A 25,761-nucleotide genomic window follows, 5' to 3' on the forward strand; every position below is an offset into this window, starting at 1 on the left:
GCAGCCCCGACCAGCGGAATTGCCTGACTGCCCAAGCCCTATGGTGCCCTTAAGGGCGCAGGGGGCAAGGCGCGGGTTCATCGCCTGAATAACGCCTCGGCACTTGCCTTATGGTTAACGGCGTTTTGCTTTATCGATCTGGTGCGCGCGATTTCCGTTTCCAGAGCGACGATGCGGGCATCCAGTTCGGCAACGGACAAAGGCCCCAGATCCTGCCTCAACAGGCGGGCCAGCGGATCATCTCCCTTGTTCGGCAGATCGTCATCCAAGTCCATGACGCCAATGTTGACCCTGCGGGCCACTCTGTCAATAAGGGCGCAGGTTCCGTCCGTCGATTTTTGGTGCGGCGCAACATGGTTAACGACCGGGGGCAGTGACATGGCGGATTTGGGCGCAGTACCGGGCGAGATGACGGCGATCGCGATCGTCACGCCGGGCGGGCCGGAAGCGCTGGTGGCGGAGCGGCGGCCGGTGCCGGTGCCGGGCGACGGCGAAGTGTTGATCAAGGTTGCGGCCGCGGGCGTCAACCGGCCCGACGTGCTGCAACGGCAGGGCAAATATCCTCCGCCGCCTGGCGCTTCCGACATTCCGGGACTGGAAGTGGCCGGGACCATCGTGTCGGCCGGCAGCGGCGCGGATAAGCTGGTGGGGCAGAAGGTGTGCGCGTTGCTGGCAGGTGGAGGCTATGCCGAATATGCGGTGGCGCCGGCGGGGCAATGCCTGCCGCTGCCCGACGATTATGATCTGGCCGAGGCGGCGGCGCTGCCCGAAACCCTGTTCACCGTGTGGACCAACTTGTTCGAGCGCGCCTATGCGGTGGGCGGCGACACGGTACTGGTCCATGGCGGGACCAGCGGCATCGGCACCATGGCGATCCGGCTGTGCAACCTGTTCGACGTGCGCGCGATCGTGACCTGTGGGTCGGACGAGAAGTGCGCGCAGGCGCTGGAATGGGGCGCGAACCATGCGGTCAATTACAAGACGCAGGACTATGTCGAGGAAGTGAAGGCGATCACTGGCGGGCAGGGGGTGCAGGCGGTGCTCGACATGGTCGGCGGCGATTATGTGCCGCGCAACCTGGCTTGTCTGGCCGAGGATGGACGGCATGTGTCGATCGCGGTGCTGGGCGGGGCGAAGGCGGAGATTTTCATCCCGGCGATCATGAGTAAGCGGCTGACCATCACCGGATCGACGCTGCGGGCGCGGTCGGTGGGTTTCAAGAGTCTGGTCGCGGACGAACTGATGCGGACGGTGTGGTCTTTCGTGGGCGAGGGGAAGCTGCGCCCGGCGATGGACCGGAAGTTCGCGCTGGCGGATGCGGCCAAGGCCCATGCGCGGATGGATGCGGGCGAGCATTTCGGGAAGATCGTGCTGGTGGTTTGATGGGGGTCATTAGCGAACCCGAAGGCTGTAAGCGTTGCGGACATCTCATCGGTTATCACTGGGATGGTGACGGGGAAATGTGGTGCACCGCCTGCGAGTGTAAGGGATATGTTGATCCCGATGAGCCAAAAGTCGTGAGCCGACGTCCTCATGCTGCGGATGAAAAAAGGGAAACGTCACCCTGAACTTGTTTAGCTGCGCTGGCCTTCGGCTCAGGGTCCATTTTGCCAAATCGAGGGAAGGTTGGTGCCGCGCGATGGATGCTGAAACAAGTTCAGCATGACGAATGAAATGAGGCGCGCTCCTCCGGTCAACCCTCGCAAACCGTAGCATTTCCGTCATATTCTCTTCGGAACTGTAACATTGCGCGCTTAAGGATTCGCTCCCAAGGACATTGGTCTTTGGGGATCGTATCATGAACACCATTACCCGCCTGCCCTTCCTGAGCGAGCTGGAAGAGGGCGCGGACGACCGCTTCCATATCCCTGAACGGGAAGGGCAGCGGCGCCGCTATCGCACCATCTGGATTTCCGACATCCACCTCGGCACGCGCGGCTGCAATGCCGCGATGCTGATCGACTTCCTCGACACTGTGGACAGCGACACCATCTATCTGGTGGGCGACATCATCGACGGATGGCGTCTCAAGAAGCGCTTCTACTGGCCGGCCAGCCATAATGACGTGGTCTGGCGCCTGATGAAGCGCGCCAAGCGCGGCACGCGGGTCGTCTACATCCCCGGCAATCATGACGAGATGTTCCGCCAGTTCACCGGCATGAGCTTTGGCGGCGTCGAAATCCGGCGCAAGGCGATCCACACGACCGCGGACGGGCGCAAGCTGCTGGTGTTGCATGGCGACGAGTTCGACACGATCATGCTGGCGCATCGCTGGTTGGCCTTCGTCGGCGACGCGGCCTACACGACGCTGATGCGGCTCAATGTCGTGGTCAATGCCGTGCGCCAGCGCATGGGACTGCCCTATTGGTCGCTTTCCAAAATGGCCAAGCACAAGGTCAAGAACGCCGTGTCCTTCATTTCCCGCTTCGAGGAAGTGGTGGCGCATGAGGCCGGCGCGCGCGGAGTCGATGGCGTGGTGTGCGGTCATATCCACAATGCCGAGATGCGCGAGATAGAGGGCATCGACTATTATAATGACGGCGACTGGGTCGAGGGTTGCACGGCGCTGGTGGAACATGGCGACGGGCGGATGGAAGTGCTGCACTGGGCCGACGAGATCGCCAGGCGCGAGCAGGAAGAACAGGACGCGCGGGCGCGGATGGCGGCCTGATATGATGGCTGACTGCCTCGTACCAAGTCGAGCATCGCAAGAGATGCGCTAACCGTTTCTCGACTGCGCTCGACACGAACGGCCGCAGGTGAATAACGGCCGCAGGTGAATAAGGAATGATCCCCATGCGCATAGCGATCGTCACCGATGCCTGGAGTCCGCAGGTCAATGGCGTGGTGCGCACGCTCCAGACGATCCGCGCCGAACTGGAGCGGATGGGGCATGTGGTCGAGATCATTTCGCCCGATCTCTATGGCTCCATTCCCTGCCCGACCTATCCCGAAATCCGGCTGGCGCTGGTCCGGTCGACCGTGGTGGGGCAGGCGATCGCCGCGTTCCAGCCCGATGCGGTGCATCTGGCGACGGAAGGGCCGCTCTGCCTGGCGGCGCGGCGCTGGTGCCTGCGCAGCGGCGTGCCGTTCACCACCGCCTACCACACCCATTTTCCCGACTATGTCGCACAGCGCACCGGCCTGCCTGCGGCCTGGTTCTGGCGGTATATCCGCTGGTTCCATGGGCCGGCGCAGGCGGTGCTGGTGTCGACCCGATCTGTGCGCGACCAGTTGCGCGCCCATGGCGTGCCCAATGTGCGGCCATGGGGGCGGGGGGTCGATCTGGCCGCCTTCACCCCCGATGCACCGCCGCCCGAAGCGTTCGCGAACCTGCCGCGCCCGATCATGCTCTATGTCGGGCGGGTCGCGGTGGAGAAGAATCTGGAGGCGTTCCTCGCCACGGATCATGCCGGCACCAAGGTCGTTGTCGGCGACGGGCCGGTGCGCGCGACGCTGGAGCGTGCCTATCCGCAGGCCCGCTTCCTGGGGCCGATGTTCGGCGCGGCGCTGGCGGGCGCCTATGCCGGGGCGGATGTGTTCGTCTTTCCCAGCCGCACCGATACGTTCGGGCTGGTGATGATCGAAGCGCTGGCCTGCGGCACGCCGGTTGCGGCCTATCCGGTCACCGGGCCAATCGATATCGTGACGGCGGACAGCGGAGCGCTGTCGGAAGATCTGGGGCAGGCGATCGCCGCCGCATTGTCGTGCGATCGCGCCGCCTGCGCCGCTTATGGACAGAGCTTCAGTTGGGAGCGCAGCGCGCGCGAGTTTCTGGAGGGTCTGCACGCGATCCCGGCGACACTGATCGAAAGCGCCGCCTGACGCTATTCCCGGGGGGCGATGCTTTTCCCAAGGATTCTGTTGCCGCACGCAGCGGGATGTTCTATCTCTGATCCGTCGTGGCCGCCCTGCTTGGGCGGCCCTTATCGTTTTTACGCCGGAGAAGACCCCGTGTCCCAGCCCCTCATGCCTCACGCGACCGCCAGCTGGCTGGTCGACAATAGCGCTCTGAGCTTCGACCAGATCGCGGAATTCTGTGGGCTTCATATTCTGGAAGTGCAGGCTATCGCCGACGACACCGCCAGCATCAAATACACCGGCCGCGATCCGGTACGCGCCCATGAAATCACTATGGAAGAAATCCACAAGGGCGAGAACAATCCCGACTATCGGCTCAAGATGCTGAAGGGGCCGGAGCCTGTCCGCCGCACCAAGGGGCCGCGCTACACGCCCGTCAGCAAGCGTCAGGACAAGCCGGACGGCATCGCCTGGATACTGCGTCATCATCCGGAGATTTCGGACGGCGCGATCGGCAAGTTGATCGGCACCACGCGCACCACCATCGCCGCGATCCGCGATCGCACCCACTGGAACATCTCCAACATCACCCCCAAAGATCCTGTGACGCTGGGCCTGTGTTCGCAGCGCGAGCTGGACGGGCTGGTTGCCAAGGCGGCCAAGAAGGCGGGTATCGAGGCGCCCACCGATTCGCGCCTGGACGGCGACCGCGAAGCGCTGATCGAGGAATTGCGTCGCGAGCGGCAGGAGACTGTTCGCCGTGCCGAAGAGGCGTTGAAGACCGAGGCCGACCTGATTTCCAGCACGGCCACCATCCTCGATCCGTTCAGCAGCAACAAGGGCGAGGTGTGATGCCGTAGCGTCATCGGCGACTTGGGTTAAGTCGCTGCGACGCAGCATTTTTCGGGGTCGCGCGGCTGATGCTGCGCGGCCCTTTTTGCTGTGCTTGACGCTTGCGTAAAGCGGGACATGTCCATACACTTCAAGCCATGGAGAGCATGGAAAAAACCTGGAGAGAGCGGTACCAGCACCCGACGGCCTGGGACCAGACATTCCCACCGCTGTCGATGGGCGAGATGGTGACTCATAGCGTTAAGGCGCATCCCGATGCCCCGATGATCGACTTCATGGGGCGGCATTTCAGCTATGGCGCGATGCTGGAACAGATTCGCCGCATCGCCTGTGGCTTGCAGGGCATGGGCGTGAAGAAGGGAGACCGGGTCGGCCTCTATCTGCCCAACACCCCGCATTATGTCGCGGCCTATTATGGCGCGCTGATGGCCGGCGCGATCGTCGTCAACTTCTCCCCTCTCTATACCGCCGCCGAACTGGAGCATCAGGTTGCGGATAGCGGCACGAAAATCCTTTTCACCCTGTCGGCCAAGGCGTTGTTGCCCACCGCGCTGGAGGTGTTGGAGCATAGCGAACTGGAAACGCTGGTCGTCGGTTCGGTCGCGGAGATGCTGTCGCCGGTCAAGTCGCTGCTGTTCCGCTGGTTCAAGGCCAGCGAGTCCACGCCCTTGCCGCACGATCCGCGGGTGATGCGCTATGACCAGTTGATCGCCAATGCGGGTGGCTGCACCGTGCCGGAAATCGACCCGGTCAATGACGTGGCGCTGTTGCAATATACCGGCGGGACGACCGGTACGCCCAAGGGCGCGATGCTCACCCACCAGAACCTCACCGCCAATGCGCGGCAGGCGCAGGCGATCGATCCGCATGCGAACGAGCCGGACCGGATCATCGCGGTGCTGCCCTTCTTCCATGTCTTCGCCAATACCTGCACGCTCAACCGGACGGTGGTGAATGGCGGCGAGATGGTCATGCTGCCGCGCTTCGACGCGGCGCAGGTGCTGGCGGCGGTGCAGCGGGTCAAGGCGACGTCGCTGCCCGGCGTGCCGACCATGTTCCAGGCGCTGCTGGACCATCCCGCCATCCGCAATATCGATTTTTCCTCGCTGCGCGCCTGCATTTCGGGCGGCGCGCCGCTGGCGCTGGAACTGAAGCAGAAATTCGAGGCGGCGACCGGCGCGCGTCTGATCGAAGGCTATGGTCTGACCGAAACCAGCCCGATCGTCTGCACCAATCCCTATGAGGGGCTGAACAAGAGCGGGACGGTAGGCCAGCCGGTGCCGGGGACGCGGGTCAAGCTGGTCGATCGCGAAGACCCGACCCGCCCGCCGCCCGAAGGCGAGCCGGGCGAACTGCTTTTCGCCGGGCCGCAGATCATGAAGGGCTATTGGAACCGGCCCGACGCCGATGCCGAAGTGTTTGTCGGCGAATATGTCCGCACCGGGGATGTCGGCCTGATCGACGAGGACGGCTATGTGAAGATCGTGGACCGGCTCAAGGACATGATCGCGGTCGGTGGCTTCAAGGTGTTTCCCAGTCAGGTGGAATCGGTTCTCTACCACCATCCCGCGGTCAAGGAGGCGCTGGTGATCGGCATCCCCGACCATTATCGCGGCGAGCAGCCCAAGGCGTTCGTAACCCTGAACGAAGGCGCGGAGATCGACGGCGCGGCGCTCAAGGACTGGCTCAACCCCCAACTGGGCAAGCATGAGCGGGTGTGCGAGGTAGAGGTGCGCTTGAACCTGCCCAAGACGCTGGTCGGCAAGCTGTCGCGCAAGGAACTGGTGGCCGAAGAGCGGGCCAAGGCGGATGCGGCACGGGCGGAGGCTGGAACCGTGGCCTGATCCTTCCTATCTGAGGGGCGACCACAGATAAGGAATGAACATGGCGCAGGAAATCGCGACGCTGGCCGGTGGCTGCTTCTGGTGTACCGAAGCGGTCTATCAGAATCTCAAGGGCGTGGAGAGCGTGGAAAGCGGCTATATCGGCGGGGCGCAGCCCGATCCCACCTATGAACAGGTCTGTTCGGGCGCTACCGGCCATGCCGAGGCGATCCGCATCACCTATGACCCCGCCGTCATCAGCTATGCCGATCTGCTCGACATCTTTTTCGCCACCCATAATCCCACGACTTTGAACCGTCAGGGCAATGATGTCGGCACCCAATATCGGTCGGCCATCTTTCCCCATTCGACCAGCCAGGACACGGAAGCGCGCGCGGGCATAGGCCGGGCGCAGGCGGACCAGAGCGACCCGATCGTCACCACGATCGAACCGGACGCGCCCTGGTATCCGGCCGAGGATTATCACCAGAAATATTGGGACCGGGTCGGCGACCGGAACCCCTATTGCATGGCGGTGATCCCACCCAAGCTCGCCAAGCTGCGCAAGGGCTTCGCCGCCCGGATCGATGGCTGATCATTCGCCACGGCCTGTCGCGTTTCGCGCCGTCCTTGGTGGGCGGTTCCTGTCGCCTATGCTAGGGAAGCGCGAACGCACAGTCGGGGATGGACGATGAAGAAGTTGGTTTTGCTGGCGACGCCCTTTTTGCTGTTGGCGCTGCCGGGGTGCGTGCGCACGGTCGCGAGCGTCGTGACGGCGCCCGTGCGCGCGGGAGCTCAGGTCGTGGACTGGTCGACAACCAGCCAGAGCGAAGCCGACCGCAATTATGGCCGCAAGATGCGCAAGCAGGAAGCGCGCGAGGGCAAGGAGCGCAAGAAGGCGGACCAGGAACGGCGCAAACAGTGCCGCGAGGCCGGCTACGATAATTGCGGTTGACTGGAATGAACGCGAATTGCTGCCGTGTGAAACAGGGCGGTGGATATGTGTTGCGGGCGGGGAAGTGGCCCAAAATGGCGTTACCAGACGCGACCAGCTAGGCGGTGGATCATGCCGCGGCGCGGCGCAGTCGGTCGTTGATCGCCGCGCCGATGCCGTCGGGCGGGATCGGCGCCACGGCGATGCGGGTCGCGGCGCTGGCATCGGCGAAATGCAGCGCGGCGAACAGATGGGCCGCAGCCTCGCGCATGTCCGCCTCCTGACTGAGGTTGATATGGCAGGGCATCAGCCCGAAGCCGATCAGATATTCGTCCTTTTCCGCCCGGAGTGCGTTCAAGCGCACCGGCTTGGACGGCGCATAATGGCTTTCGAGCTGGCCGGGCGCCTCGATCTTGCCGTCATCGGTCACGATCACCGGCAGTCCGGTCGCCTCTTCCAGCATCGCAGTCGTGACAGGGCCGGGGCGTAGAAGGCGGACGCGATCCTCTGCGGGCGCGGCGATGGTGGATTCCAGCCCCTCGCTCGTCGGCCCTTCGTCCAATATCATCCGGATCTTGCCACCCAGGCTGGCGAGTACATGTTCGGCGCAGGTCGGGCTGATCGAACCGCTGCGATTGGCGGAAGGCGCGGCGAGGGGACAGCCGCTTTCGCGGATCAACGCGCGCATCGCCGGATGAGCGGGCAGGCGCAGCGCGACCGTCGGCAGCCCCGCTGTCACCAGCGGCGACAGGCCGCTGTCGCTGCGCACCGGCAACACCAAAGTCAGCGGACCCGGCCAGAAGCGGTCGGCCAGAACGCTGGCGACGGGCGAGAAATCGGCCAGCCGCTCCGCCATGGCGCGATCGGCGACATGAACGATCAGCGGATTGAAGCTGGGCCGTCCCTTGGCGCTGTAGATTGCGGCGACGGCATTGCTGTCGGTGGCGTCGGCGGCCAGTCCGTAGACCGTCTCGGTCGGCACCGCCACCGGCTCCCCCGCACGGATCAGCAAGGCCGCCTCGCGCAGGGCTTCGGTGCCATAGCGGCAGGATCTGGTCGAAAATGATGGATGAGCGATAGTCACGACCCCTGCGATATAGACCCCGCCTTGGGCAAGTAAAAGGCCATTGCGTCAGGGAAATGACATGGTCGCGACCTGGTGGCGACAGGCGTGAACCAATCGCGCGGACGCTTGCGGCGTCGTGGATCGGCGGTTAAGTCCCCGCCATGACTGACGCTCTTCTCACCCGCATCGCGCAAGCGCTGGAACGGCTCGCGCCGCCGCCCCCTTCCTCGGCCGATCTGAACGCTTCTCCCGCCTATGTCTGGGACGGGAGGGCGATCCATGGGGTGGAGGCGTTCGCGCCGGTGGATTATGCGTTGCTGACCGGGATCGAAGCGCAGAAGGGAGCGTTGCTGGACAATAGCCGCCGTCATGCCGCCGGCCATGCCGCGCATGACGTGCTGCTATGGGGCGCGCGGGGTACGGGCAAGTCGGCCGCGGTCGCGTCCGTCGTCGGGCTGTTGCAGCAGGAGGGGCAGGATATCGCCCTGATGCAATGCGCGATCGATGAACTGGCGAGCCTGCCCGCGCTCTTCTCTCTGTTGCGCGCCACGCAGCGGCCCTTCATCCTGTTCCTCGACGATCTGGGATTCGAGGAGCAGGGCGTCGGCGATGCGCGGGCGTTGCGATCACTGTTGCAGGGGGGAACGGCGGCGCGGCCCGCCAATGTCCGCCTCTATGTGACGTCCAACCGCCGCCATATCGTGCCGCGGCACCTGTCGGAACAGGACGATCCCATCAATCCGCGCGATGTCGTGGACGACAAGATGGCGCTGTCTGACCGCTTCGGCCTCAGCCTCGGTTTCCATGCGCTGGATCAGGATGCCTATGTCGCGATCGTCGGCGGCTATGCGAACAAGCTGGGCTTGGCGTTCGACCCGCTGGAGGCGATCCAGTGGGCGACCCAGCGCGGCAGCCGGTCGGGCCGTGTCGCCTGGCAATATGTGGTCGAACTGGCCGGGCGCAACGGGTTGAGCGTGTAAAGCCTGCATCCGTTCGCTCGAAGCGAACGGATGATTGCCATCACTGCGCCTTCGTCACTCGCCAGACCACGCCGCCGACATCGTCACTGACCAGCAGCGCGCCCTTGGCGTCGGCGGTGACGTCGACCGGCCGGCCATGCGCAGCGCCATTCTTGTCGAGGAAGCCGGTCAGCAGGTCTACAGGCTTGGCCTTGCCCGCCTCGCCATCGACGAAGCCGACATAGACCACTTTGTAGCCCGCCGCCGGCTTGCGGTTCCAACTGCCGTGCAGGCCCACGATCGCCCCGTCGGTGTAGGGCGCGCCCAGTTGCAGCTTGTCGGCGAAGGTCAGGCCCAGCGGCGCGACATGATTGCCGAGCGCATAGTCGGGCCGGTGGGTATATTCCCGGATTTCCGGGCGCTGCGGCTGGACGCGGCGATCCTCATAGCCGCCCCAGTAATTCCAGGGCCAGCCGTAGAAGGCGCCGAACTCCACCCGCGTCAGATAGTCGGGGACCAGATCGCCGCCCAGCATGTCGCGCTCGTTGACCACGCCCCACAGCGCGCCGCTCTTGGGTTCGATGGCGAGGCCCACCGGATTGCGCAGGCCCGATGCGAAGATGCGCTTATAGCCGGTCCTTGGATTGACTTCGAGGACGAGGGCGCGCCCCTTCTCTACCTCCAGCCCATTGTCGGCGATATTGCTGTTGGAGCCGACACCGACATAGAGCAACCCTTCGGGGCTGGCTGTCAGGCTTTTGGTCCAATGCTGGTTGGGCGCCTGCGCAGGCAGGTCTATGATCTTGCGACCCTTGGCGGTGATCCTGATATCGCCTGCCTTGTAAGGAAAGGCCAGCAACGCGTCCGTGTTCGCGACGTAGAGCGTGTCGCCGATCAGCGCCATGCCATAGGGGGAATTGAGGCCCGTCAGGAAAGCGGTCTTGGTTTCCGCCCGCCCGTCGCCATCGACGTCGCGCAGCAGCGTGATGCGATTGGCCGATGGCACGCCGGCCCCCGCCTTGTCCATCAGATAGCTCATCACCCGGCTGACGATCCCGCCCTTGGGCCGCGGCGGGCTGTTGGTTTCAGCCACCAGCACATCGCCATTGGGCAGCCGCAACAGCGAGCGTGGATGGGCCAGGCCATCGGCATAGCGTGCCACGCTCAGCCCCTTGGCGGCGACGGGCTTTTCATCGCCGCGCCACGGCTTGACCTCGGCGATGTTGACCGTCGGCAGCATCTCGTTGCGCGGGGTGGTGAACACCGGCTCGCGACCCGTATCCGCGCCCGGTGGGAGTTCGGCGGTATTGCCCTGGGCAAGGTAGAGGAAAACGCCGCCCGCGATCAGGAGCGCGATGACGACAAGGGCGATGATATGCTTCTTCATGCGCCCACATCTATGCGGAGGCAGGGCGGCGGGCAAGGCGGCGTTTGCGCCTTATTTGCGGCGTTCGCGCAGCCAGAGCAGGATGGCGATCACCACGCCCGCGCCCGCGCCCGCCAGCAGGCCGATACTAGGCTGGCCCAGCAGGCCGCCGCCGATCGTGCCGGCCAGGATCAGGAAGGCGATGATTGCGCCAGCGCCGGTCGGGTTTTTCGTCTCCTTGGTCATGGCTGCCCCTTGCCATGGACCGCGCGACAAGGCCAGCGGCTTTGGCCGCGCGTCGGCACCGCTCCATTTCGGGAAGGCCCGTTTCGGGAAGGCCCGTTTCGGGAAGGATCGTCCCGCTGCGGGACTCATGGTCCATAACGGGACTTCGCTAATGCGGGATTCACCCTTCAAACCGGCTGCTCGCGTCAAAGCATTGAAATGGCACGGCGATTGAATGGTGGTTGCCATAATAAGGTCGCCAAGAATAATCGGGGGTTGCAATGCAGTTGCCATATCTTTCGAACCGAAAGAGCTATGAGGATGCGACCGAGCTGATGGCGGCTTTCGGCGACAATGCCGGCTATGAGGCTGCGGCGCGCGCCGACCGCAGCCTGGATCAGGGCAACCATATTCATTTCTGTCACTGGCGCCAGATCGAGCGGCTCATCGTGCTGCTGACCTATGACCAGCCGCTCGGCACCATCCACTAAAAATCCACGGCCGCAGTTACAACCGAAGGCCCGCGGTTTCGGGCAGGCCCGCCAGGATGTTGAGATTTTGCACCGCCGCGCCGGCCGCGCCCTTGCCCAGATTGTCGAGCGCCGCCACCAGCCGGGCCTGCCCGCTGTCGGTGCTGCCGCAGACGAAGAGCGCCAGCCGGTCGGTCGCGCCGACATGCTCCAACGCCACCTGGCCGATGCTCAGGCTGTCCTCCAGCGATGCCACGCTGACGATTTGCGACCCGGCATAAGCGGCGGCAAGAGCGGCATGGATGTCGGCCAGCGCAGGCACGCCCGGCATCGCCCGCAACTGCAACGGCACTTCCACGATCATGCCGCGATAGGCGTTGGCCACCGCGGGCGCGAACAGCGGCGGGTGGGTCAGGCCCGAATAGCGGGTCATTTCCGGTACATGCTTGTGGCCCAGGGCCAGGCCATAGGGACGGAAGGCGCTGGGTGCGCCGTCGGCGCCCTCATAATCCGCGATCATTGCCTTGCCACCGCCAGAGTAGCCCGATGCGCCTGATACCGTCACCGGCCAGTCGGCCGGGAGCAAGCCAGTCAACACCAGCGGGCGGACCAACGCCAGGAAACCTGTCGGCCAGCAGCCGGGATTGGCGACGAAGCGGCTGTTGGCCAGCACTTCGCGATGGTGCGGTTCCAGCTCGGGGAAGCCATAGGTCCAGCCATCGGCCACGCGATGCGCGGTCGATGCGTCGATGACGCGGGTGCGATCATTGTCGATCAGCGATACCGCTTCGCGCGCGGCGTCGTCGGGCAGGCAGAGGATGACGATGTCGGCGGCGTTGAGCGCATCACGGCGCGCGCCGGCATCCCTGCGCTTGTCTTCCGGCACGGTGATCAGCGACAATTCGGGGCGACCCGCCAGCCGGTCGGCGATCTCGATGCCGGTGGTGCCGTGACCGCCGTCGATGAAGACGTTGATGCTCATGCGCTGATCCTCCGCCGGGCGATGATCGGCTGCGGGTGCGCGTCGGCCAGTCGGGCGACGACGTCCGCCAGTGGCTCCTTCACCACGGTCATCCAATGGGCATTGGCGTGCAGCAGCGTTCTGGCGTCGGTCATGATGCCGACATGGCCGGGGAAGAAGACCAGATCTCCGCGCTTGAGCGCTGCATCGCTGTCGATCGGCGAACCGATGCCTTCGCATTGCAGGTCGGTATCGCGCGGGACGCTGATCCCCGCCTGGCCCAGGGCGACCTGCACCAGGCCAGAACAATCGATGCCGCGATGGCCGCGTCCGCCCCATATATAGGGCTGTCCCAGATAGCGTTCGGCCACGGCAACCCAGTCGGCCGGCTTCGCCTCGACGGGTTCGGCATGACGCACATGGATGAATCCCTCGGCGCAGGCGACGAAGCTGCCCTGGACCTCTCCGGAAAACAACGCGCCGCCCGGCCAATGGTCGGCGATCGGCGACTTGATGTCCGGCGCGCTGAACAGCGGGGCGCTTTCCACGATGATGCGGTGGCTGGGTGTTTCCAGCACATCGAGCGCATCGCGGCGGATATAGCCGACATAGCCGTCGTGGCCGCAAAAGCCCCAGGCCCAGTCGGTCATCACGTCGAGCGCATGGAAGATTTCGCCGCGCAGCAACTCGCTGACGGTTTCCGAAGTCGGTGCGGCGGCCGAAAATATGCCTGCGCCGGGCGCGACGCAGGTGAGGGGCACCGCGCGCGCATAATGGGCGGAAAAGAGGACGCCGGCGAGCGCCAGATCGGCGAGATCGCCCCGCGCCGCATGGATGCGGCGGTCAAGCGCTACCGAACGGCCGTCAAGCTCGAAGCGGGTTCGTTCAGGCGGTCCGTTCCGCAGGGGTGTAATTATGCCGTTCATCGCGCGCGGTTCCTGCGATGAAATGGTGAAAGGCGTCAAGAAATTCCGCGCCTTTTGGCGTCCGGGTGATGAAAATATTGCGACGGTCCGCCACATCACGCTCCCGACGGAGGTAGCCGAGCGCCGAAAGCTTGTTCAGCGCGCGGGTGATGACCGGCTTCGACACATGCAGCGCTTCGGCCAGGCCGCGCACCGTATGCGGGCCGGAACCGATATAGACGGTCATCATCAGGGCCATCTGGCGGTTGGTGAGGTCGGGCTTGCCCGATCGGACATAGTCGACGAGCGTGCGCATCCACTGGCCCAGCGGTTGCAGCCCGGGGCGGTCGATGTCGGTGGCGGAGAGCGCGTTCATGTCACCTCAACGCACGATTCCCAATCCGGTTGCGTAACGGACGCGACGCAATCGCGGCCTTTATCCGCTGCGCCCATAGCTCTGCTGCAACAGGCGGAAAACCGCGCGCAGTCCCAGCGCCTCGCCGCCCTTGGGCCGGCCTGGTTTCGGCGAGGGACGCCAGGCGAAGGTGTCGAGATGCAGCCAGGGCGTATCGTCGGGGATGAAGCGCTTGAGGAAGAGTGCAGCGGTAATCGCGCCGGCAAAGCCGCCTTCACCTGCATTGTTGAGGTCCGCGACATCGGACTTCAGCATGTCGGCATAGCCGTCCCATAGCGGCAGCCGCCAGGTCGGATCGTCCACCTCGCCGCCGGCCGCAGCCATATCGGCCGCCAGCGCATCGTCATTGGCGAACAAGGCGGGCAGGTCGGGGCCGACCGCCACCCGCGCCGCGCCGGTCAGGGTCGCGAAATCGACGATCAGTTCCGGCTTGTCCTCGCCCGCTCGGGTCAGCGCATCGCCCAGCACCAGCCGGCCTTCGGCATCGGTATTGCCGATCTCGACACTCAACCCCTTGCGACTGCGCAATATGTCGCCGGGGCGGAAGGCATTGCCCGCGATCGCATTTTCCGCCGCCGGGATCAGCAGATGCAGCCGCACCGGCAGTCGCGCCGCCATGATGAGTTGCGCCAGCGCCAGCGCATGGGCCGCGCCGCCCATATCCTTCTTCATCAGGCGCATCCCCGACGACGGCTTGATATCCAGCCCGCCGCTGTCGAAACAGATGCCCTTGCCCACGATCGCGATGCGCGGCGCGGCGGGATCCCCCCACATCAGCTCGATCAGGCGCGGGGCGAAGCCCTTGTCCGCGGCCTTGCCGACCGCGTGGATCATCGGATAGCCCTGCTCCAGCGCATCGCCGCGTGTGGTCGTTACGCTCGCGTTGAAGGCGACGGCCACTTTCTCCACCGCGGCTTCCAGGTCGGGCGGCCCCATATCGGCGGCGGGGGTGTTGACCAGGTCGCGGACCAGCGCGACGGCCTGCGCCAGTTGCACCGTTGGCGCGATCCGGGCGACATCCGCAGTCAGCAGGATGCGGGCGCCGGCCGGCGGATCGTCCCGGCGATAGCGGTCGAAGCGATATTGCGCCGTCAGCCAGCCCAGCGCCGCGGCCCCGGCCGATCCATCCGCCAGCCGATAGACGCCTTCAGGCAGGCTTTCGGCCGCCCGCGCGAGGCACCATGATCCCAGCGTGTCGCTATTGGCGACGCCGGCGACCACCGACCAGTCATCGTCGCCCCCGCCCGGAAGGATCGCGACGTCGTTCGCATGGCCTTTGAATTTCTGCGCCACGATCATGGCGCGCACCGACGCCGGCCGGGCCGCCAGCCAGGCGTCATAGCCCTTGGCGTCGACAAGCTGGATCGATCGGGCGGGTTGCTGGTTGTCGGCTTTGAGCAGGTCGGAAAAATCGGTCATTGCGCGGGTGTAAGGGAAAGGGATCGCGGATGGAAAGCGCAATTTTTTCATCGCGCACCCGACACGTTCGACCCTTTCTTCATTTGCGCTGTGAACCGCGCAGGCCTAGATTCGGGGGTATAGACAATAAGGAGATGGACGATGATTCATGGTGATGACCGCAGCCTTCAGGCTGCCAGGGCGCGCGCCTATACGCTGGCCGAGACAGGCAAATTCGACAATAGCAATGCCGTCCAGCAGGCGCTGATCGCCGAAGGCTGGTCGAATGCCGCGCGGGCGCTCGACAGCGATTATGCGCGCAAGGCGGTTGGGGAACGTTGCCGCGCGGCGCAGGCGCATTGATGCGGGCAGGAGGTATGGGCGGCAGGGCACTGATTCCGGCGGCGGCCTTGCTGGCCGCCGCCTGCACGCCAGCGCAGGATAATGGCGCTGGCAACGCCACGGCCAACGCAGCCGCTTCTCGTTTCGTCGGGAATATGGTCGGTGCGGAGCCGCCTGCGCCTCCGGCCAAGCCTTTTGCCGAGAAGGACAAAAACGCTTTCCTGGAATTTTCCTACGCCTATCCGGCGCAGGCCGCGGCGGTGCCCTTTCTGGTGGAGAAGTTCGCGAAGGAACGGGCATCGTCCAAGGCCGACGCGCTTGCCATGGCGAAGGAAGACAGTGCTGCCGCCAAGGAGTCGGGCTTTCCCTTCCGGCCCCATAGCGTGGAAACCCGATGGCGCGTCACCGCCGACACGCCGCGCTTCCTGGCGCTCCAGTCTGAAAGCTATGTCTATACCGGCGGCGCGCACGGCATGACCGGCTATGAGGCGTTGCTCTGGGACAAGGCGCGCAAGCGCGAGACGAGCGTCAAGGCGGTGATGACGTCGCCGACCGCTTTCGCAGCGGCGATCCGCGCGCCCTTCTGCGCCGCACTCGACAAGCAGCGCGCGGAAAAGCGCGGTGAACCGGTAGTGCGCGGCGACGACGAATTCACCAAATGCATCGACCCGATGGAGCAGATACTGGTGCCGACGTCCAAGGACGGCAAGCTGATCGACAGCATCACCGTGGTCGTCGGCCCGTATAATGCCGGTCCCTATGCGGAAGGCAGCTATGAGGTGCCGCTGCCGGTCGACGCCGCCATGCGCAAGGCGATCAAGACCGAATATCAGGACGGGTTTGTGGCGCCGTAACCTGTGGCTCAAACTGAACATGTTCCCGCGAAGGCGGGAATCCAGTCCCGCCGTCTGAACTGGGTGCCCGCCTTCGCGCGAACACATGCCGTAATTTACGAACCAGGCTCATCGCCTTTCAGTCCTGAACAGGCACCCCATAAAGGTCATGCTCGTCGGCATCCTCGATCACGACGTCGAAGATATCGCCCGCCTTGCGCCCTTCGCCTACATCACGCAGGAAGACACTGCCGTCGATCTCCGGCGCATCCGCCTGGCTGCGCGCTGTGGCGCCGATGCTGCCGTCTTCCTCGTCCGGTTCGCCCACTTCGTCCAGGATGACGGGCAGGGTGCGGCCGGTCTTCGCCTGCAACTTGGCGGCGCTGATCGCGGCGGTCTTTGCCATGATGCGCTGGTAGCGTTCTTCCTTGACCTCTTCGGGCACCGCGCCCGGCAAGGCATTGGCCGGCGCGCCTTCGACCGGCTCGAAGCGGAAGGCGCCGACGCGGTCGAGCTGTGCTTCGTCCAGCCAGTCGAGCAGATATTGGAAATCCGCCTCGGTCTCGCCGGGGAAGCCGACGACGAAGGTCGACCGGATCGTGATGTCGGGACAAATCGCCCGCCATTTATGGATGCGGTCCAGCACCTTGGCCTCGTTGGCGGGGCGCTTCATGGCTTTGAGCACGCTCGGGGCGGCGTGCTGGAACGGGATGTCGAGATAGGGCGTCAGCAGCCCGTCGGCCATCAGCGGGATGACCTGATCGACATGGGGATAGGGATAGACATAGTGCAGCCGCACCCACGGCGCGACGCCGTCCGCCGTCCGCAACTGACCCAGTTCGCGCGCCATGTCGGTCATATGCGCGCGGACCTCGCGGCCCTTCCACAGGCGCGGCTCGTGCCGGGTATCGACACCATAGGCCGACGTGTCCTGGCTGATGACCAGCAATTCCTTGGTGCCCGCCTGCACCAGCTTTTCCGCCTCGCGCAGCACTGCGTCGATGCGTCGCGACACCAGATCGCCCCGGATCGAAGGGATGATGCAGAAGGAGCAGCGATGGTTGCAGCCCTCCGAAATCTTCAAATAACTGTAGTGACGCGGCGTCAGCTTCAGGCCACCCTCGGGCACCAGGTCGACAAAGGCGTTGGGGATGGGCGGCGACGCGTCATGCACCGCATTGACCACCTGCTCATATTGATGCGCGCCGGTAACGGCCAGCACCTGCGGGAATTTCGCACGGATGACATCCGCCTCGTCGCCCATGCAGCCGGTCACGATCACGCGGCCATTTTCGGCCATCGCCTCGCCGATTGCTTCGAGCGATTCCTCCTTGGCGGAATCGAGGAAGCCGCAGGTGTTGACCAGCACGACGTCGGCGCCGGCATAGTCGGGGGACATCTGATAGCCGTCGGAACGCAGCTTGGTCAGGATACGCTCTGAGTCGACCAGATTCTTGGGACAGCCGAGCGAAACCATGCCGATCTTCGGCGCGTCAGGAAATTTGGTTGCCATGATGGTCGCGCACATAGGGATTTTTATGCCGAATGTCACGGTCCCCCATTGCGGTACTATATTTAGTCGCGACCGTTACGCTCGAAAGGGCCGTTGCCTTCGGCAATTTCGATGATGACATCGCCTGCCTGAAGCTGGCGTGCGGCCTCTTCCCAGAAGCCGATAGGCTGGTCGCCGCGATAGATGCGGACGCCCAGGCCTGTGCCGATCGCCGAGAGCGGTCCGCCAATCTCTTCGGGCAGCACGGCCCGTTCGTTGAGCTTTACCCGCCCGCCCGATGCAGCCAGATCCGCCATATAATCGGCGATGTGTCGGCCGCTCGTGCTGCCCGCCAGCAGCAGCCCGGCAAAGCTGACCGGGTTAATGACGGTGGTCGCGCCCGCCTGCCGCGCGGGCAGTTCATTATCCTCGTTGCGCACGACGATGCTGATCGGCAGGCGCGGGGCCAGATGGCGCGCGGTCAGGGTGATGAGGATCGAGGTGTCGTCGCGGCCCGCCGATACGATCATGCCGCGCGCGCGATGGATCGCCACGTCCTTCAGCGTGCGATCGCGCGTCGAATCGCCGCACAGCACATTGCACCCCTGCGCCTCGGCCCGCTCCAGCGCCTTCTCGCTGCCGTCGATGACGACGATTTCCCTGGGGTCGGTGCCGCGGGCGAGCAGTTCGCTTACCGCTTCCTGCCCGCTGGTGCCAAAGCCGGTCACGATGATGTGATTGTGCAGATCAGCCTGAATACGCGCCATGCGCCACCTGTAGAGGATGTTGCGGAGGAAGAGGTTATAGGCCGTGCCGAGGAAGATCAGCCAGACGAACAGTCGGATCGGAGTGACGAAGATGGATTCGAACAGGCGCGCTTCCGGCGTCACCGGGACGATGTCGCCATAGCCCACCGTCGTGACCGTCACGGTCGTAAAGTAGAGGACGTCGATGAAGCTGATTTTGTTGTCGTAATTATCCTTCAGCCCGTCGCGCCCGACCCAGTGGAGCAGCAGCACCAGCGCGATCAGCCCGAATACGAGCGCCACGCGCCAGACCAGGTCCGCCCACATCGGCATGGACGATCGCCGGCGCAGGAAACCGGCGGCGCCAGGCGTGGTGCGGACCTCGTTGATCCTCATGCCGGCGGCAACTGGCCGATCGGATTGACCGGCACCCGGTCCTTGCGCAGTTCGAAATGCAGCTTGGGCTTGCTGGCGTAGCCGGTGTCGCCGACCAGGCCGATGACCTGCCCCTTGGTCACCTTCTGCCCGCGCACCACATCGACGCGGCTCGCATGGCCATAGGCGCTGACCCAGCTACTCCCATGGTTGAGCAGCACCAGCCCGCCGAACACCGCTACCTTGTCCCCCGCATAGGCGACCACGCCATCGGCCGCCGCGCGGATCGGCGTGCCTGCGGGCGCAGCGATGTCGATGCCGTTATTTTTCGCGCCGCTTTCGCCGGGGCCGAAGCGGGACAGGATTACACCCTTGACCGGCCAGGCGAAGCTGCCGGCGAAGCGGCTGGGCTGGGCGATCGGCACGTTGGAGGGCAGGGGGCGGGGGGCGCTGGATGCGACGGCGACCGGCGCATTGTCCGCTGCGGCGGGCTGACCGCCGGTCAGCACATCGTCGATGTCGATGCGGAAGGCGGCGGCGCGCTGCTCGATGTCGGGCGCGCGGGTGGGGGCGTCGCCGGGCAACAACAGTCTTTGCCCCCGCCGCAGCATATAGGGTTCGGTAAGGCCATTGACCGCGACGATCCGGTTCCAGGCCACGCCATAGGCCGATGCGATGGCGATCCCCGTCTCCCCCTCCGCCACCAGATGGTAGCGGCCGCCGGGGATTTGTAGCCTCTGCCCTGTGCGGATCGCGTAGGGCGCGGCCAGGCTATTGGCCCGCGCGATCGCTTCCGATCCGGCGCCGGTGCGATTGCCGACCCCGCGCAACGTATCGCCCGGCTGCACGACATAGGTGGCGCTGGCGACGGTGCGCGCGTTCGCGACCACCTGCTGCGCGGTCCAGACCGGCTGCGTTTCGGCCAGTTCGACGGTGGATGCGTCGGCGTCCATCCGGGGTGGCGGCGTGGGCGCAGGATCGGCGCGCTCCCCCTGATTGGGGATACAGGCCGCCAGCAGAAGCGGGCCGAGCGGCAGGATCAGAAGAGACGGGCGCTGCATCGCGCCGTGTGTATCCGATCCAGCCATGGTTTCCAGTATTTTCAGCCTGTAGCATCCCGCGCTATTTTATTTAGTTAGCTAACTAAGAAAAATAGCGCAATCGCGTATAACTGTCGCGCTCCCTGTCTCACGCCTCTGTTCGGTTCGAGCCTGTCGAGACCCCTTATGCAGAGTTCTCGACAGGTTTAAACGGACCCGGAAGGGATCAACGCGGCTCCAGCTTCGTGATCCCGCCCATATAGGGTGCCAGCACGTCCGGCACGGCGACGCTGCCATCGGCCTGCTGGTAATTTTCCAGCACCGCCACCAGCGTACGGCCGACGGCCAGCCCCGATCCGTTGAGCGTATGCAGGAAGCGGGTCTGCTTCTCGCCTTCCGGTTTGTAGCGCGCATTCATGCGTCGCGCCTGGAAGTCGCCGCAGTTGGAGACGGAACTGATCTCGCGATAGGTCTGCTGGCTGGGCAGCCACACTTCCAGATCCCAGGTCTTGCGCGCGCCAAAGCCCATGTCGCCGCTGCACAGCAGCATCTTGCGATAGGGCAGGTCGAGCGCCTGCAATATCCCTTCGGCCGCGGCGCACATGCGGTCATGCTCGGCCTCGGACTCTTCGGGCGCGCAGATCGCGACCAGTTCGACCTTCTCGAACTGGTGCTGGCGAATGAACCCTCGCGTATCGCGTCCCGCCGAGCCAGCCTCGGATCGGAAGCAGGGGGTCAGCGCGGTCAGCCGGACCGGCAGGCTGTCGGTCGGCACGATCTGGTCGGCGACCAGATTGGTCAGCGACACTTCGGCGGTGGGGATCAGCCAGCGGCCGTCGGTCGTACGGAACAGATCCTCGGCGAACTTGGGCAACTGCCCCGTGCCGAACAGCGCCTCGTCACGCACCAGCAGCGGCGGGTTGACCTCCTCATAGCCGTTCGTCGTCGTCTGGCTATCCAGCATATATTGCGCCAGCGCCCGATGCAGCCGCGCCATCGCCCCCCGCAGCGCGGTGAAGCGCGCGCCCGACAGCTTCGCGCCGCCCTCGAAATCCAGCCCCAGCGCCGGGCCGAAATCGGCATGGTCCTGCGGGGGGAAGTCGAAGCTGCGTGGCGTGCCCCAGCGGCTGACTTCGATATTATCCGCCTCGTCCGCGCCCTGCGGCACGTCATAGGCAGGCAGGTTGGGGATAGCGGCCAGCATCGCGGTCAGCGCGTCGCCGATATCCTTGTCCTGCGCCTCCAGCGCCGGCGTGCCTTCCTTGAGCGCCGCGACTTCCGCCTTCAGCGCTTCGGCCTTTGCCATATCCTTGGCGGCCATCGCCTGGCCGATCGCCTTGCTCGCCTCGTTACGGCGGGCCTGGCCTTGCTGCAATTCGGTCTTGATCGCTCGCGACTTCTCATCGAGCGCCAATATCTCGGCGGAAAGCGGAGCAAGCCCTCGACGGGCCAAGCCGGCGTCGAAGGCGTCAGGGGTTTCGCGGATGAAGCGGATGTCGTGCATGGGGCAGTCCTATGCCGCCGCGCGACGGGCCGCGCAACCCTATGCGCCGCTCGCCCGTTGGTGCTGCATCAATCAACGAGAAAAGGACCGAGCGATGCAGATCGATCAAGATGCGATGGTGCTGGTGGCGGACGGGCGCAAGCTGCTCTTCTTCCGCAACAAGGGCGACAGCAGTTTCCCTCAGCTTGAGGCGGAGGAGGTCAAGGTCCAGGACAACCCCGCCAATCGCGATCAGGCGTCGGATGCGGCGGGTCGGTCCTCCTCTCCCATGGGCGGTCGGCAAAGCTCGACGGAGCAGGTCAACTTCCACGATCTGGAGGAAGCGCGCTTCGCCACCGAAGCCGCCGACCTGCTCAAGCGCCGCGCCTTCGCGCAGGATTATGAGAAACTGATCATCGTCGCTCCGCCGACGGCGCTGGGCGAGATGCGCAAACATTATCATAAGGAAGTGCAGAACCGGCTGGTCGGCGAAATCGCCAAGGATCTGACCAATCATCCGGTGCTGGAGATTGAGAAGATCATCGCGGCGGCCTGAAGCAAACCGGCCTGGAACGAAAAGGGGCGGCGCCCGATGCCGGGGCCGCCCCTTTTCGTGGCAGGCGTCGCGCTTAGGCGGCGGCCTGCGCCTTGCGTTCGGCGAAGCGGCGGCGGGCGACGAGCGCCACGGCGGCCGCGCCGAACAGGAGCACCATGGGCGGCGCCGGAACATCGGTACCGCCCGTGCTGCCACCCGAGCCCCCGCTCGAGCTGCTGGAAGAGGAACTGCTGGACGAAGAGGAAGAGGACGAGCTGCCACTCGATCCGCTCGACCCCGAACTGCCGCTCGACCCGGTGCTGCCCGTGCTGCCGAAGCTGGACGAACCGCCCGACGAAGAAGAGCTGCTGGACGACGAGCTGGAGGACGAGGACGAGCCGGAGCTGCCGCTGGAACCGGAGCTGCCGCTCGACCCCGAGCTGCCGCTGCTGCCCGAACTGCCGCCGCTCGAACCGGGATGGTCCGGCTTGCCCGGCTTGCCGCCGCTCGATCCGCCCGAGCTGCTCGACGACGAGCTGGAGGAGGAAGAGGAGCTGGAGCTGGACGAGGAGGACGAGCTGGAGCTGACGCCCGACGAGGTCGAGACGTTCCCCGACGAGGTGGACACGTTCCCCGATGAGGTCGATACGCCGCCCGTCGACGTCGATACGCCGCCCGTGGTCGAGCTGGTCGAACTGCTGATGCCGCCGGTCGAGCTGCTGGTCGAGGAGATCACGACCGATCCCCCGCCGCTGCCGCCACCGCCGCCACCGAAGAAGCCGCCGATGAACCCGCCGCCGCCAAAGCCGCCGCCACCGCCCATCACGACCGGCACGGCGCCACCGCCGCCCGACATCATCGGCATTTCGGCCATCGGCGCGGGCAGGGGGATGGGCGCAGCCTGCGTCACGACCGTTACCGTCTGCGGCTTGGTTATCTGGACGGTCCGGACGACCTTGCGCTTCACGGTGCGAACGGCCAGGCGCTTCTTGGGCGCGGCCTTCATGCTTTTGTAACTATGCACCACGGCCGGACGGGCGTTTTCAGCGACATGGACGGCACCGCCGCCGATGATCGCTCCGCCGCAAGTGCAGGCGCACAACTTAGCCAAAGCCATCCGTACCGACATAGGATCTACTCTTCTCTTGTTACCCCCGTACCCACACTGGATTTCCAACGATGGGCTGACGGGAACTTCCTATGCGCATCAACGCAAAAGAAAGGGTTAACTGCAATCCCGTTAACCCTCAATATCATGTCTAAGTCGAGGGAAAAGCTGCTGCCGGCTGAAAAGAAATGGTTAACGTCCCACTATGGAACGGCTGGCGGGCCAAGGCTGAACGGGGAGCGTTCGGCCGGAAGCCGATATGTATGGATGCGGACTCGGCGACCGACGATCCCATGCCTATAAAAAAAACGGCCGGAAGCAAGCGACAAGCCTTAGATTGCCCGCTTGTATCGGCCAGCAGCCATGGCTATGAGGCGGGCACAATCAAGTTTGGGCGCCCGGAACATCAAGCGCCGGGGCCTTACGAGTCGGAGAGCCAGATGGCATCGGTCCTGAATTCCGATAAAGACGGCGAAAAGCCGCCCAAATCGACTGTAACGCTTCGCGCCGACTACCGGCCTTCGTCCGACGAAGAGTTTATGAACCCGTTGCAGCTGGAATATTTCCGGCAGCGCCTGTGGGACTGGAAGAAGCAGATCCTGGCCGAAGCGGAAGGCACGCTGGCCGTTCTTCAGAACGAGCCGCTGCGCGAACCTGACCTCAATGATCGCGCATCGAGCGAAACCGACTGGTCGATCGAACTGCGCACCCGCGACCGCCAGCGCAAGCTGATTTCCAAGATCGACGCGGCGCTGCGCCGGATCGACGATGGCGAATATGGTTATTGCGAAGTCACTGGCGAACCGATTTCGCTCGGTCGGCTGGAAGCGCGCCCGATCGCGACGATGACGGTCGAGGCGCAGGAACGGCACGAGCGGCAGGAAAAGATATCCCGCGACGATTAACGTTTTTTCCATCACCCCGCGGTTAAGATGATGGCCTTCACCGCTTTTCCAACCGTGGGTTTTTGCATGGACGACCAACAGGATATTTCGGACCGGGGACCGGCGCGCGCCGCGCCGCGCGATAGCCTGTTCCTGCTCACCACGCTCAGTACCCCGGAAGGGGCGCCGCTGGGCAAGGCCAGGGTCCGCAATCTGTCCGCGACCGGCCTGATGGCCGATTGCGAGCGGGCGGTGCCTGCCGGCATCCACATTGTCTGCGATCTGCGCGGCGTCGGGAAGGTGACCGGCATGGTCGCCTGGTCGCGTGAGGAAAAGATCGGCCTCGCTTTCGACGAGCCGATCGACCCGCAACTGGCGCGCAAGCCCGTGGGCGGCGCCGGAGCGCAACATAATGCCGTGCCCGACTATTTGCGCGCGCATCAGCATGGCGTGAAGCGCCGCTGATCCTTCCCCGATGGGCCGGACAATAAAACGCCCCGCGAACCTGCCGGCTCCGGGGCTCTTGCGATTCTATCGCGACACATTCAGGCAGAGGATGGTCGGACGGGCGGTCTTCGCCGCCCCGTCCTGACCTCCTCCCAGAGCAGTGCGCCAGCGATCAGTGCTGAGCCATCTCCTCCTTCAGCCGCAATTTCTGCTTTTTGAGCGATGCCACCAATATGGCGTCGGGCATGGGTCGACTCGACTCGGCCTTGATTCGTGCTTCAAGGCCGGCATGCTTTGCTGAAAGAGCTGAAATGTGGCTATTTTCCATGACATTCTCCTTACGAGGGCGATGGATGGTCAAGTAGATCATGAATTGACCGGCTTGTCTCGCGGCGATTCGGGCTTTGCGGCGGGCCGCATGAAAATTTGCGATGGTCCGCGTCGTCAGGGCGCGTTATCAGGCGCTGTTGGGTCAAGTGAAGTGGAGGCAAGAGGCGCGGTGAGCCGGGAAGACATCATGCGCCGACTGGAATTGCTGCGGGTCGAGCATCGCGACCTCGACAGCGCGATCGCCGCGCTGGTGACGGCCGGCGGTGGCGACCAGATGCAGATCGCGCGCCTCAAGAAACGCAAGCTGCGGCTGCGCGACGAGATTGCGATATTGGAAGATGCGCTGGTTCCCGACATCATCGCCTGACCGTCTGGCGGAGGGGCGCCAATTTCGGTTAACGCCGCGCTAACCGATCCCAAATGGGACAAAGCATGGCAATGGCGGTCTAACGGGCCTGACAAAGTTGCAAAAATATGGCAGCTCAATCCTATGCAAAGCCCCGCCTTTCTTGATCCTGGCCTCCATCGGCGACTGGTGGACGGACTCTATCTGGAAGCCATGATCATGGCCGACGAAGCGCGCGCCTATTTCGACGGCAGCGCGTCGCTCGACGATGGCGTGGACGATCCGCTGCGCCGGGTCGCCTTCGCCTGCGAATCGCTCAAGGTCACGACGCGGCTGATGCACATCATCGCCTGGCTGCTCAGCCAGCGCGCATGGCAGCGCGGCGAGATCGAGCAGGTGGACCTGTCCGATGAGAAGTATCGGCTGGGCCGTGCATCGCATACCGAGGCCGAACTGGCCGGCGGCTTTCCTTTCGCGGCCCGTGCGTTGATCGATGCGAGCCAGGAATTATACGATCGCGTCGCTCGCCTCCAGGATCGACTGGACGCGATGGCCACCTCCGCCGCCACGGTCGGCGCCAGCCCCGCGCGCGCGTTGCTGGACCGGTTGAACACCGCATTCTGAC

The 25,761-nt window shown here is 64.7% G+C and carries 30 protein-coding genes; 17 read left to right on the forward strand and 13 right to left on the reverse strand.

The genetic code is table 11. The annotated features are described in order from the left end of the window. Nucleotides 1-77: 77 nt before the first annotated feature. Nucleotides 78-275, reverse strand: coding sequence for a DUF1192 domain-containing protein (locus tag K9B33_RS00170; RefSeq protein WP_224545758.1), 198 nt, complete (start codon nucleotides 273-275; stop codon nucleotides 78-80). Between the two features lie 103 nt (nucleotides 276-378). Between K9B33_RS00170 and K9B33_RS00175 the strand changes: the two genes are divergently transcribed. From K9B33_RS00175 to K9B33_RS00205, 7 genes are all read left to right on the forward strand, one after another. Continuing rightward, entirely contained in the window at nucleotides 379-1,383 is a 1,005-nt protein-coding gene (locus K9B33_RS00175) for an NAD(P)H-quinone oxidoreductase (protein ID WP_224545760.1), read from the forward strand. A gap of 415 nt (nucleotides 1,384-1,798) precedes the next feature. After that, a complete protein-coding gene (locus K9B33_RS00180) occupies nucleotides 1,799-2,671 on the forward strand; it encodes a UDP-2,3-diacylglucosamine diphosphatase (RefSeq protein ID WP_224545762.1) in 873 nt (290 codons plus the stop codon). A 125-nt stretch (nucleotides 2,672-2,796) separates the two neighbouring features. Continuing rightward, the gene (locus tag K9B33_RS00185) at nucleotides 2,797-3,825 is read left to right on the forward strand and encodes a glycosyltransferase family 4 protein (protein ID WP_224545764.1); all 1,029 of its coding nucleotides are present in this window, start codon (nucleotides 2,797-2,799) and stop codon (nucleotides 3,823-3,825) included. Between the two features lie 144 nt (nucleotides 3,826-3,969). After that, nucleotides 3,970-4,653: a DUF1013 domain-containing protein gene (locus K9B33_RS00190; protein WP_224546264.1), complete on the forward strand. Its 684-nt coding sequence runs from the start codon at nucleotides 3,970-3,972 to the stop codon at nucleotides 4,651-4,653. Between the two features lie 137 nt (nucleotides 4,654-4,790). Next, complete coding sequence (locus K9B33_RS00195) at nucleotides 4,791-6,497, forward strand: long-chain-fatty-acid--CoA ligase (RefSeq protein WP_224545766.1); 1,707 nt, start codon at nucleotides 4,791-4,793, stop codon at nucleotides 6,495-6,497. Nucleotides 6,498-6,537: 40 nt separating this feature from the next. Further along, nucleotides 6,538-7,071: a peptide-methionine (S)-S-oxide reductase MsrA gene (msrA, locus tag K9B33_RS00200; RefSeq protein WP_224545768.1), complete on the forward strand. Its 534-nt coding sequence runs from the start codon at nucleotides 6,538-6,540 to the stop codon at nucleotides 7,069-7,071. A gap of 96 nt (nucleotides 7,072-7,167) precedes the next feature. Continuing rightward, nucleotides 7,168-7,431 carry a hypothetical protein gene (locus K9B33_RS00205; protein WP_224545770.1) on the forward strand — a complete coding sequence of 88 codons (264 nt, stop codon included), beginning with the start codon at nucleotides 7,168-7,170 and terminating at the stop codon, nucleotides 7,429-7,431. A gap of 109 nt (nucleotides 7,432-7,540) precedes the next feature. On the opposite strand, the gene K9B33_RS00210 is transcribed toward K9B33_RS00205, so the two are convergent. Further along, entirely contained in the window at nucleotides 7,541-8,494 is a 954-nt protein-coding gene (locus tag K9B33_RS00210; protein ID WP_224545772.1) for an L-threonylcarbamoyladenylate synthase, read from the reverse strand. A 143-nt stretch (nucleotides 8,495-8,637) separates the two neighbouring features. Here K9B33_RS00210 and K9B33_RS00215 point away from each other — a divergent pair, with 143 nt between their 5' ends. After that, the gene (locus K9B33_RS00215; protein WP_224545774.1) at nucleotides 8,638-9,456 is read left to right on the forward strand and encodes an ATP-binding protein; all 819 of its coding nucleotides are present in this window, start codon (nucleotides 8,638-8,640) and stop codon (nucleotides 9,454-9,456) included. A 40-nt stretch (nucleotides 9,457-9,496) separates the two neighbouring features. Here K9B33_RS00215 and K9B33_RS00220 read toward each other — a convergent pair whose 3' ends face one another. Next, the gene (locus tag K9B33_RS00220; RefSeq protein ID WP_224545776.1) at nucleotides 9,497-10,822 is read right to left on the reverse strand and encodes a PQQ-dependent sugar dehydrogenase; all 1,326 of its coding nucleotides are present in this window, start codon (nucleotides 10,820-10,822) and stop codon (nucleotides 9,497-9,499) included. Nucleotides 10,823-10,873: 51 nt separating this feature from the next. Then, nucleotides 10,874-11,047, reverse strand: a complete 174-nt coding sequence (locus K9B33_RS00225) for a hypothetical protein (RefSeq protein WP_224545778.1) — start codon at nucleotides 11,045-11,047, stop codon at nucleotides 10,874-10,876. A gap of 260 nt (nucleotides 11,048-11,307) precedes the next feature. Between K9B33_RS00225 and K9B33_RS00230 the strand changes: the two genes are divergently transcribed. After that, complete coding sequence (locus tag K9B33_RS00230) at nucleotides 11,308-11,517, forward strand: hypothetical protein (protein ID WP_224545780.1); 210 nt, start codon at nucleotides 11,308-11,310, stop codon at nucleotides 11,515-11,517. Nucleotides 11,518-11,533: 16 nt separating this feature from the next. On the opposite strand, the gene argC is transcribed toward K9B33_RS00230, so the two are convergent. The 4 genes from argC to K9B33_RS00250 are packed head-to-tail and all read right to left on the reverse strand — an operon-like array spanning nucleotide 11,534 to nucleotide 15,196. Further along, the gene (gene argC / locus K9B33_RS00235; RefSeq protein WP_224545782.1) at nucleotides 11,534-12,478 is read right to left on the reverse strand and encodes an N-acetyl-gamma-glutamyl-phosphate reductase; all 945 of its coding nucleotides are present in this window, start codon (nucleotides 12,476-12,478) and stop codon (nucleotides 11,534-11,536) included. Further along, the gene (locus K9B33_RS00240) at nucleotides 12,475-13,383 is read right to left on the reverse strand and encodes a C40 family peptidase (RefSeq protein ID WP_224545784.1); all 909 of its coding nucleotides are present in this window, start codon (nucleotides 13,381-13,383) and stop codon (nucleotides 12,475-12,477) included. Before K9B33_RS00240 ends, argC begins: the two co-directional genes overlap by 4 nt. Then, entirely contained in the window at nucleotides 13,343-13,738 is a 396-nt protein-coding gene (locus K9B33_RS00245) for a MarR family transcriptional regulator (RefSeq protein ID WP_224545785.1), read from the reverse strand. Before K9B33_RS00245 ends, K9B33_RS00240 begins: the two co-directional genes overlap by 41 nt. A 60-nt stretch (nucleotides 13,739-13,798) precedes the next feature. Then, nucleotides 13,799-15,196 (reverse strand): leucyl aminopeptidase family protein, encoded by a 1,398-nt coding sequence (locus K9B33_RS00250; protein ID WP_224545787.1) that lies wholly within the window; start codon nucleotides 15,194-15,196, stop codon nucleotides 13,799-13,801. A gap of 141 nt (nucleotides 15,197-15,337) precedes the next feature. Between K9B33_RS00250 and K9B33_RS00255 the strand changes: the two genes are divergently transcribed. Both K9B33_RS00255 and K9B33_RS00260 read left to right on the forward strand, forming a co-directional pair. Then, entirely contained in the window at nucleotides 15,338-15,538 is a 201-nt protein-coding gene (locus K9B33_RS00255) for a hypothetical protein (protein WP_224545789.1), read from the forward strand. Next, nucleotides 15,538-16,371 (forward strand): DUF4163 domain-containing protein, encoded by an 834-nt coding sequence (locus K9B33_RS00260; protein ID WP_224545791.1) that lies wholly within the window; start codon nucleotides 15,538-15,540, stop codon nucleotides 16,369-16,371. Before K9B33_RS00255 ends, K9B33_RS00260 begins: the two co-directional genes overlap by 1 nt. A 118-nt stretch (nucleotides 16,372-16,489) precedes the next feature. Here K9B33_RS00260 and rimO read toward each other — a convergent pair whose 3' ends face one another. The 4 genes from rimO to serS form a co-directional block, all read right to left on the reverse strand. After that, complete coding sequence (rimO, locus tag K9B33_RS00265) at nucleotides 16,490-17,878, reverse strand: 30S ribosomal protein S12 methylthiotransferase RimO (protein ID WP_224546266.1); 1,389 nt, start codon at nucleotides 17,876-17,878, stop codon at nucleotides 16,490-16,492. Nucleotides 17,879-17,925: 47 nt separating this feature from the next. Beyond that, nucleotides 17,926-18,984 (reverse strand): potassium channel family protein, encoded by a 1,059-nt coding sequence (locus K9B33_RS00270; RefSeq protein ID WP_224545793.1) that lies wholly within the window; start codon nucleotides 18,982-18,984, stop codon nucleotides 17,926-17,928. Then, entirely contained in the window at nucleotides 18,981-20,024 is a 1,044-nt protein-coding gene (locus K9B33_RS00275) for a peptidoglycan DD-metalloendopeptidase family protein (RefSeq protein ID WP_390902443.1), read from the reverse strand. Before K9B33_RS00275 ends, K9B33_RS00270 begins: the two co-directional genes overlap by 4 nt. A 205-nt stretch (nucleotides 20,025-20,229) precedes the next feature. Beyond that, the gene (serS, locus tag K9B33_RS00280; protein WP_224545797.1) at nucleotides 20,230-21,507 is read right to left on the reverse strand and encodes a serine--tRNA ligase; all 1,278 of its coding nucleotides are present in this window, start codon (nucleotides 21,505-21,507) and stop codon (nucleotides 20,230-20,232) included. A gap of 94 nt (nucleotides 21,508-21,601) precedes the next feature. Here serS and K9B33_RS00285 point away from each other — a divergent pair, with 94 nt between their 5' ends. The 4 genes from K9B33_RS00285 (at nucleotide 21,602) to K9B33_RS00300 (ending at nucleotide 24,478) form a co-directional block, all read left to right on the forward strand. Then, nucleotides 21,602-22,042, forward strand: a complete 441-nt coding sequence (locus K9B33_RS00285; protein WP_224545799.1) for a host attachment family protein — start codon at nucleotides 21,602-21,604, stop codon at nucleotides 22,040-22,042. 155 nt (nucleotides 22,043-22,197) lie between these two features. After that, nucleotides 22,198-23,037: a hypothetical protein gene (locus K9B33_RS00290; RefSeq protein ID WP_224545801.1), complete on the forward strand. Its 840-nt coding sequence runs from the start codon at nucleotides 22,198-22,200 to the stop codon at nucleotides 23,035-23,037. A 532-nt stretch (nucleotides 23,038-23,569) separates the two neighbouring features. Then, entirely contained in the window at nucleotides 23,570-24,034 is a 465-nt protein-coding gene (gene dksA, locus K9B33_RS00295) for an RNA polymerase-binding protein DksA (RefSeq protein WP_224545802.1), read from the forward strand. Nucleotides 24,035-24,100: 66 nt separating this feature from the next. Continuing rightward, nucleotides 24,101-24,478: a PilZ domain-containing protein gene (locus tag K9B33_RS00300; RefSeq protein WP_224545803.1), complete on the forward strand. Its 378-nt coding sequence runs from the start codon at nucleotides 24,101-24,103 to the stop codon at nucleotides 24,476-24,478. Nucleotides 24,479-24,632: 154 nt separating this feature from the next. Here K9B33_RS00300 and K9B33_RS00305 read toward each other — a convergent pair whose 3' ends face one another. Then, nucleotides 24,633-24,788: a YdcH family protein gene (locus K9B33_RS00305; protein WP_224545804.1), complete on the reverse strand. Its 156-nt coding sequence runs from the start codon at nucleotides 24,786-24,788 to the stop codon at nucleotides 24,633-24,635. 189 nt (nucleotides 24,789-24,977) lie between these two features. Here K9B33_RS00305 and K9B33_RS00310 point away from each other — a divergent pair, with 189 nt between their 5' ends. Together K9B33_RS00310 and K9B33_RS00315 are read left to right on the forward strand one after the other, a co-directional pair. Further along, a complete protein-coding gene (locus K9B33_RS00310; RefSeq protein WP_224546268.1) occupies nucleotides 24,978-25,157 on the forward strand; it encodes a YdcH family protein in 180 nt (59 codons plus the stop codon). Nucleotides 25,158-25,280: 123 nt separating this feature from the next. Continuing rightward, the gene (locus K9B33_RS00315) at nucleotides 25,281-25,760 is read left to right on the forward strand and encodes a DUF1465 family protein (protein ID WP_224545805.1); all 480 of its coding nucleotides are present in this window, start codon (nucleotides 25,281-25,283) and stop codon (nucleotides 25,758-25,760) included. Nucleotide 25,761: the final 1 nt, after the last annotated feature.

This window comes from Sphingobium sp. 3R8 (assembly GCF_020166615.1).
GTDB lineage: Bacteria > Pseudomonadota > Alphaproteobacteria > Sphingomonadales > Sphingomonadaceae > Sphingobium > Sphingobium bisphenolicum.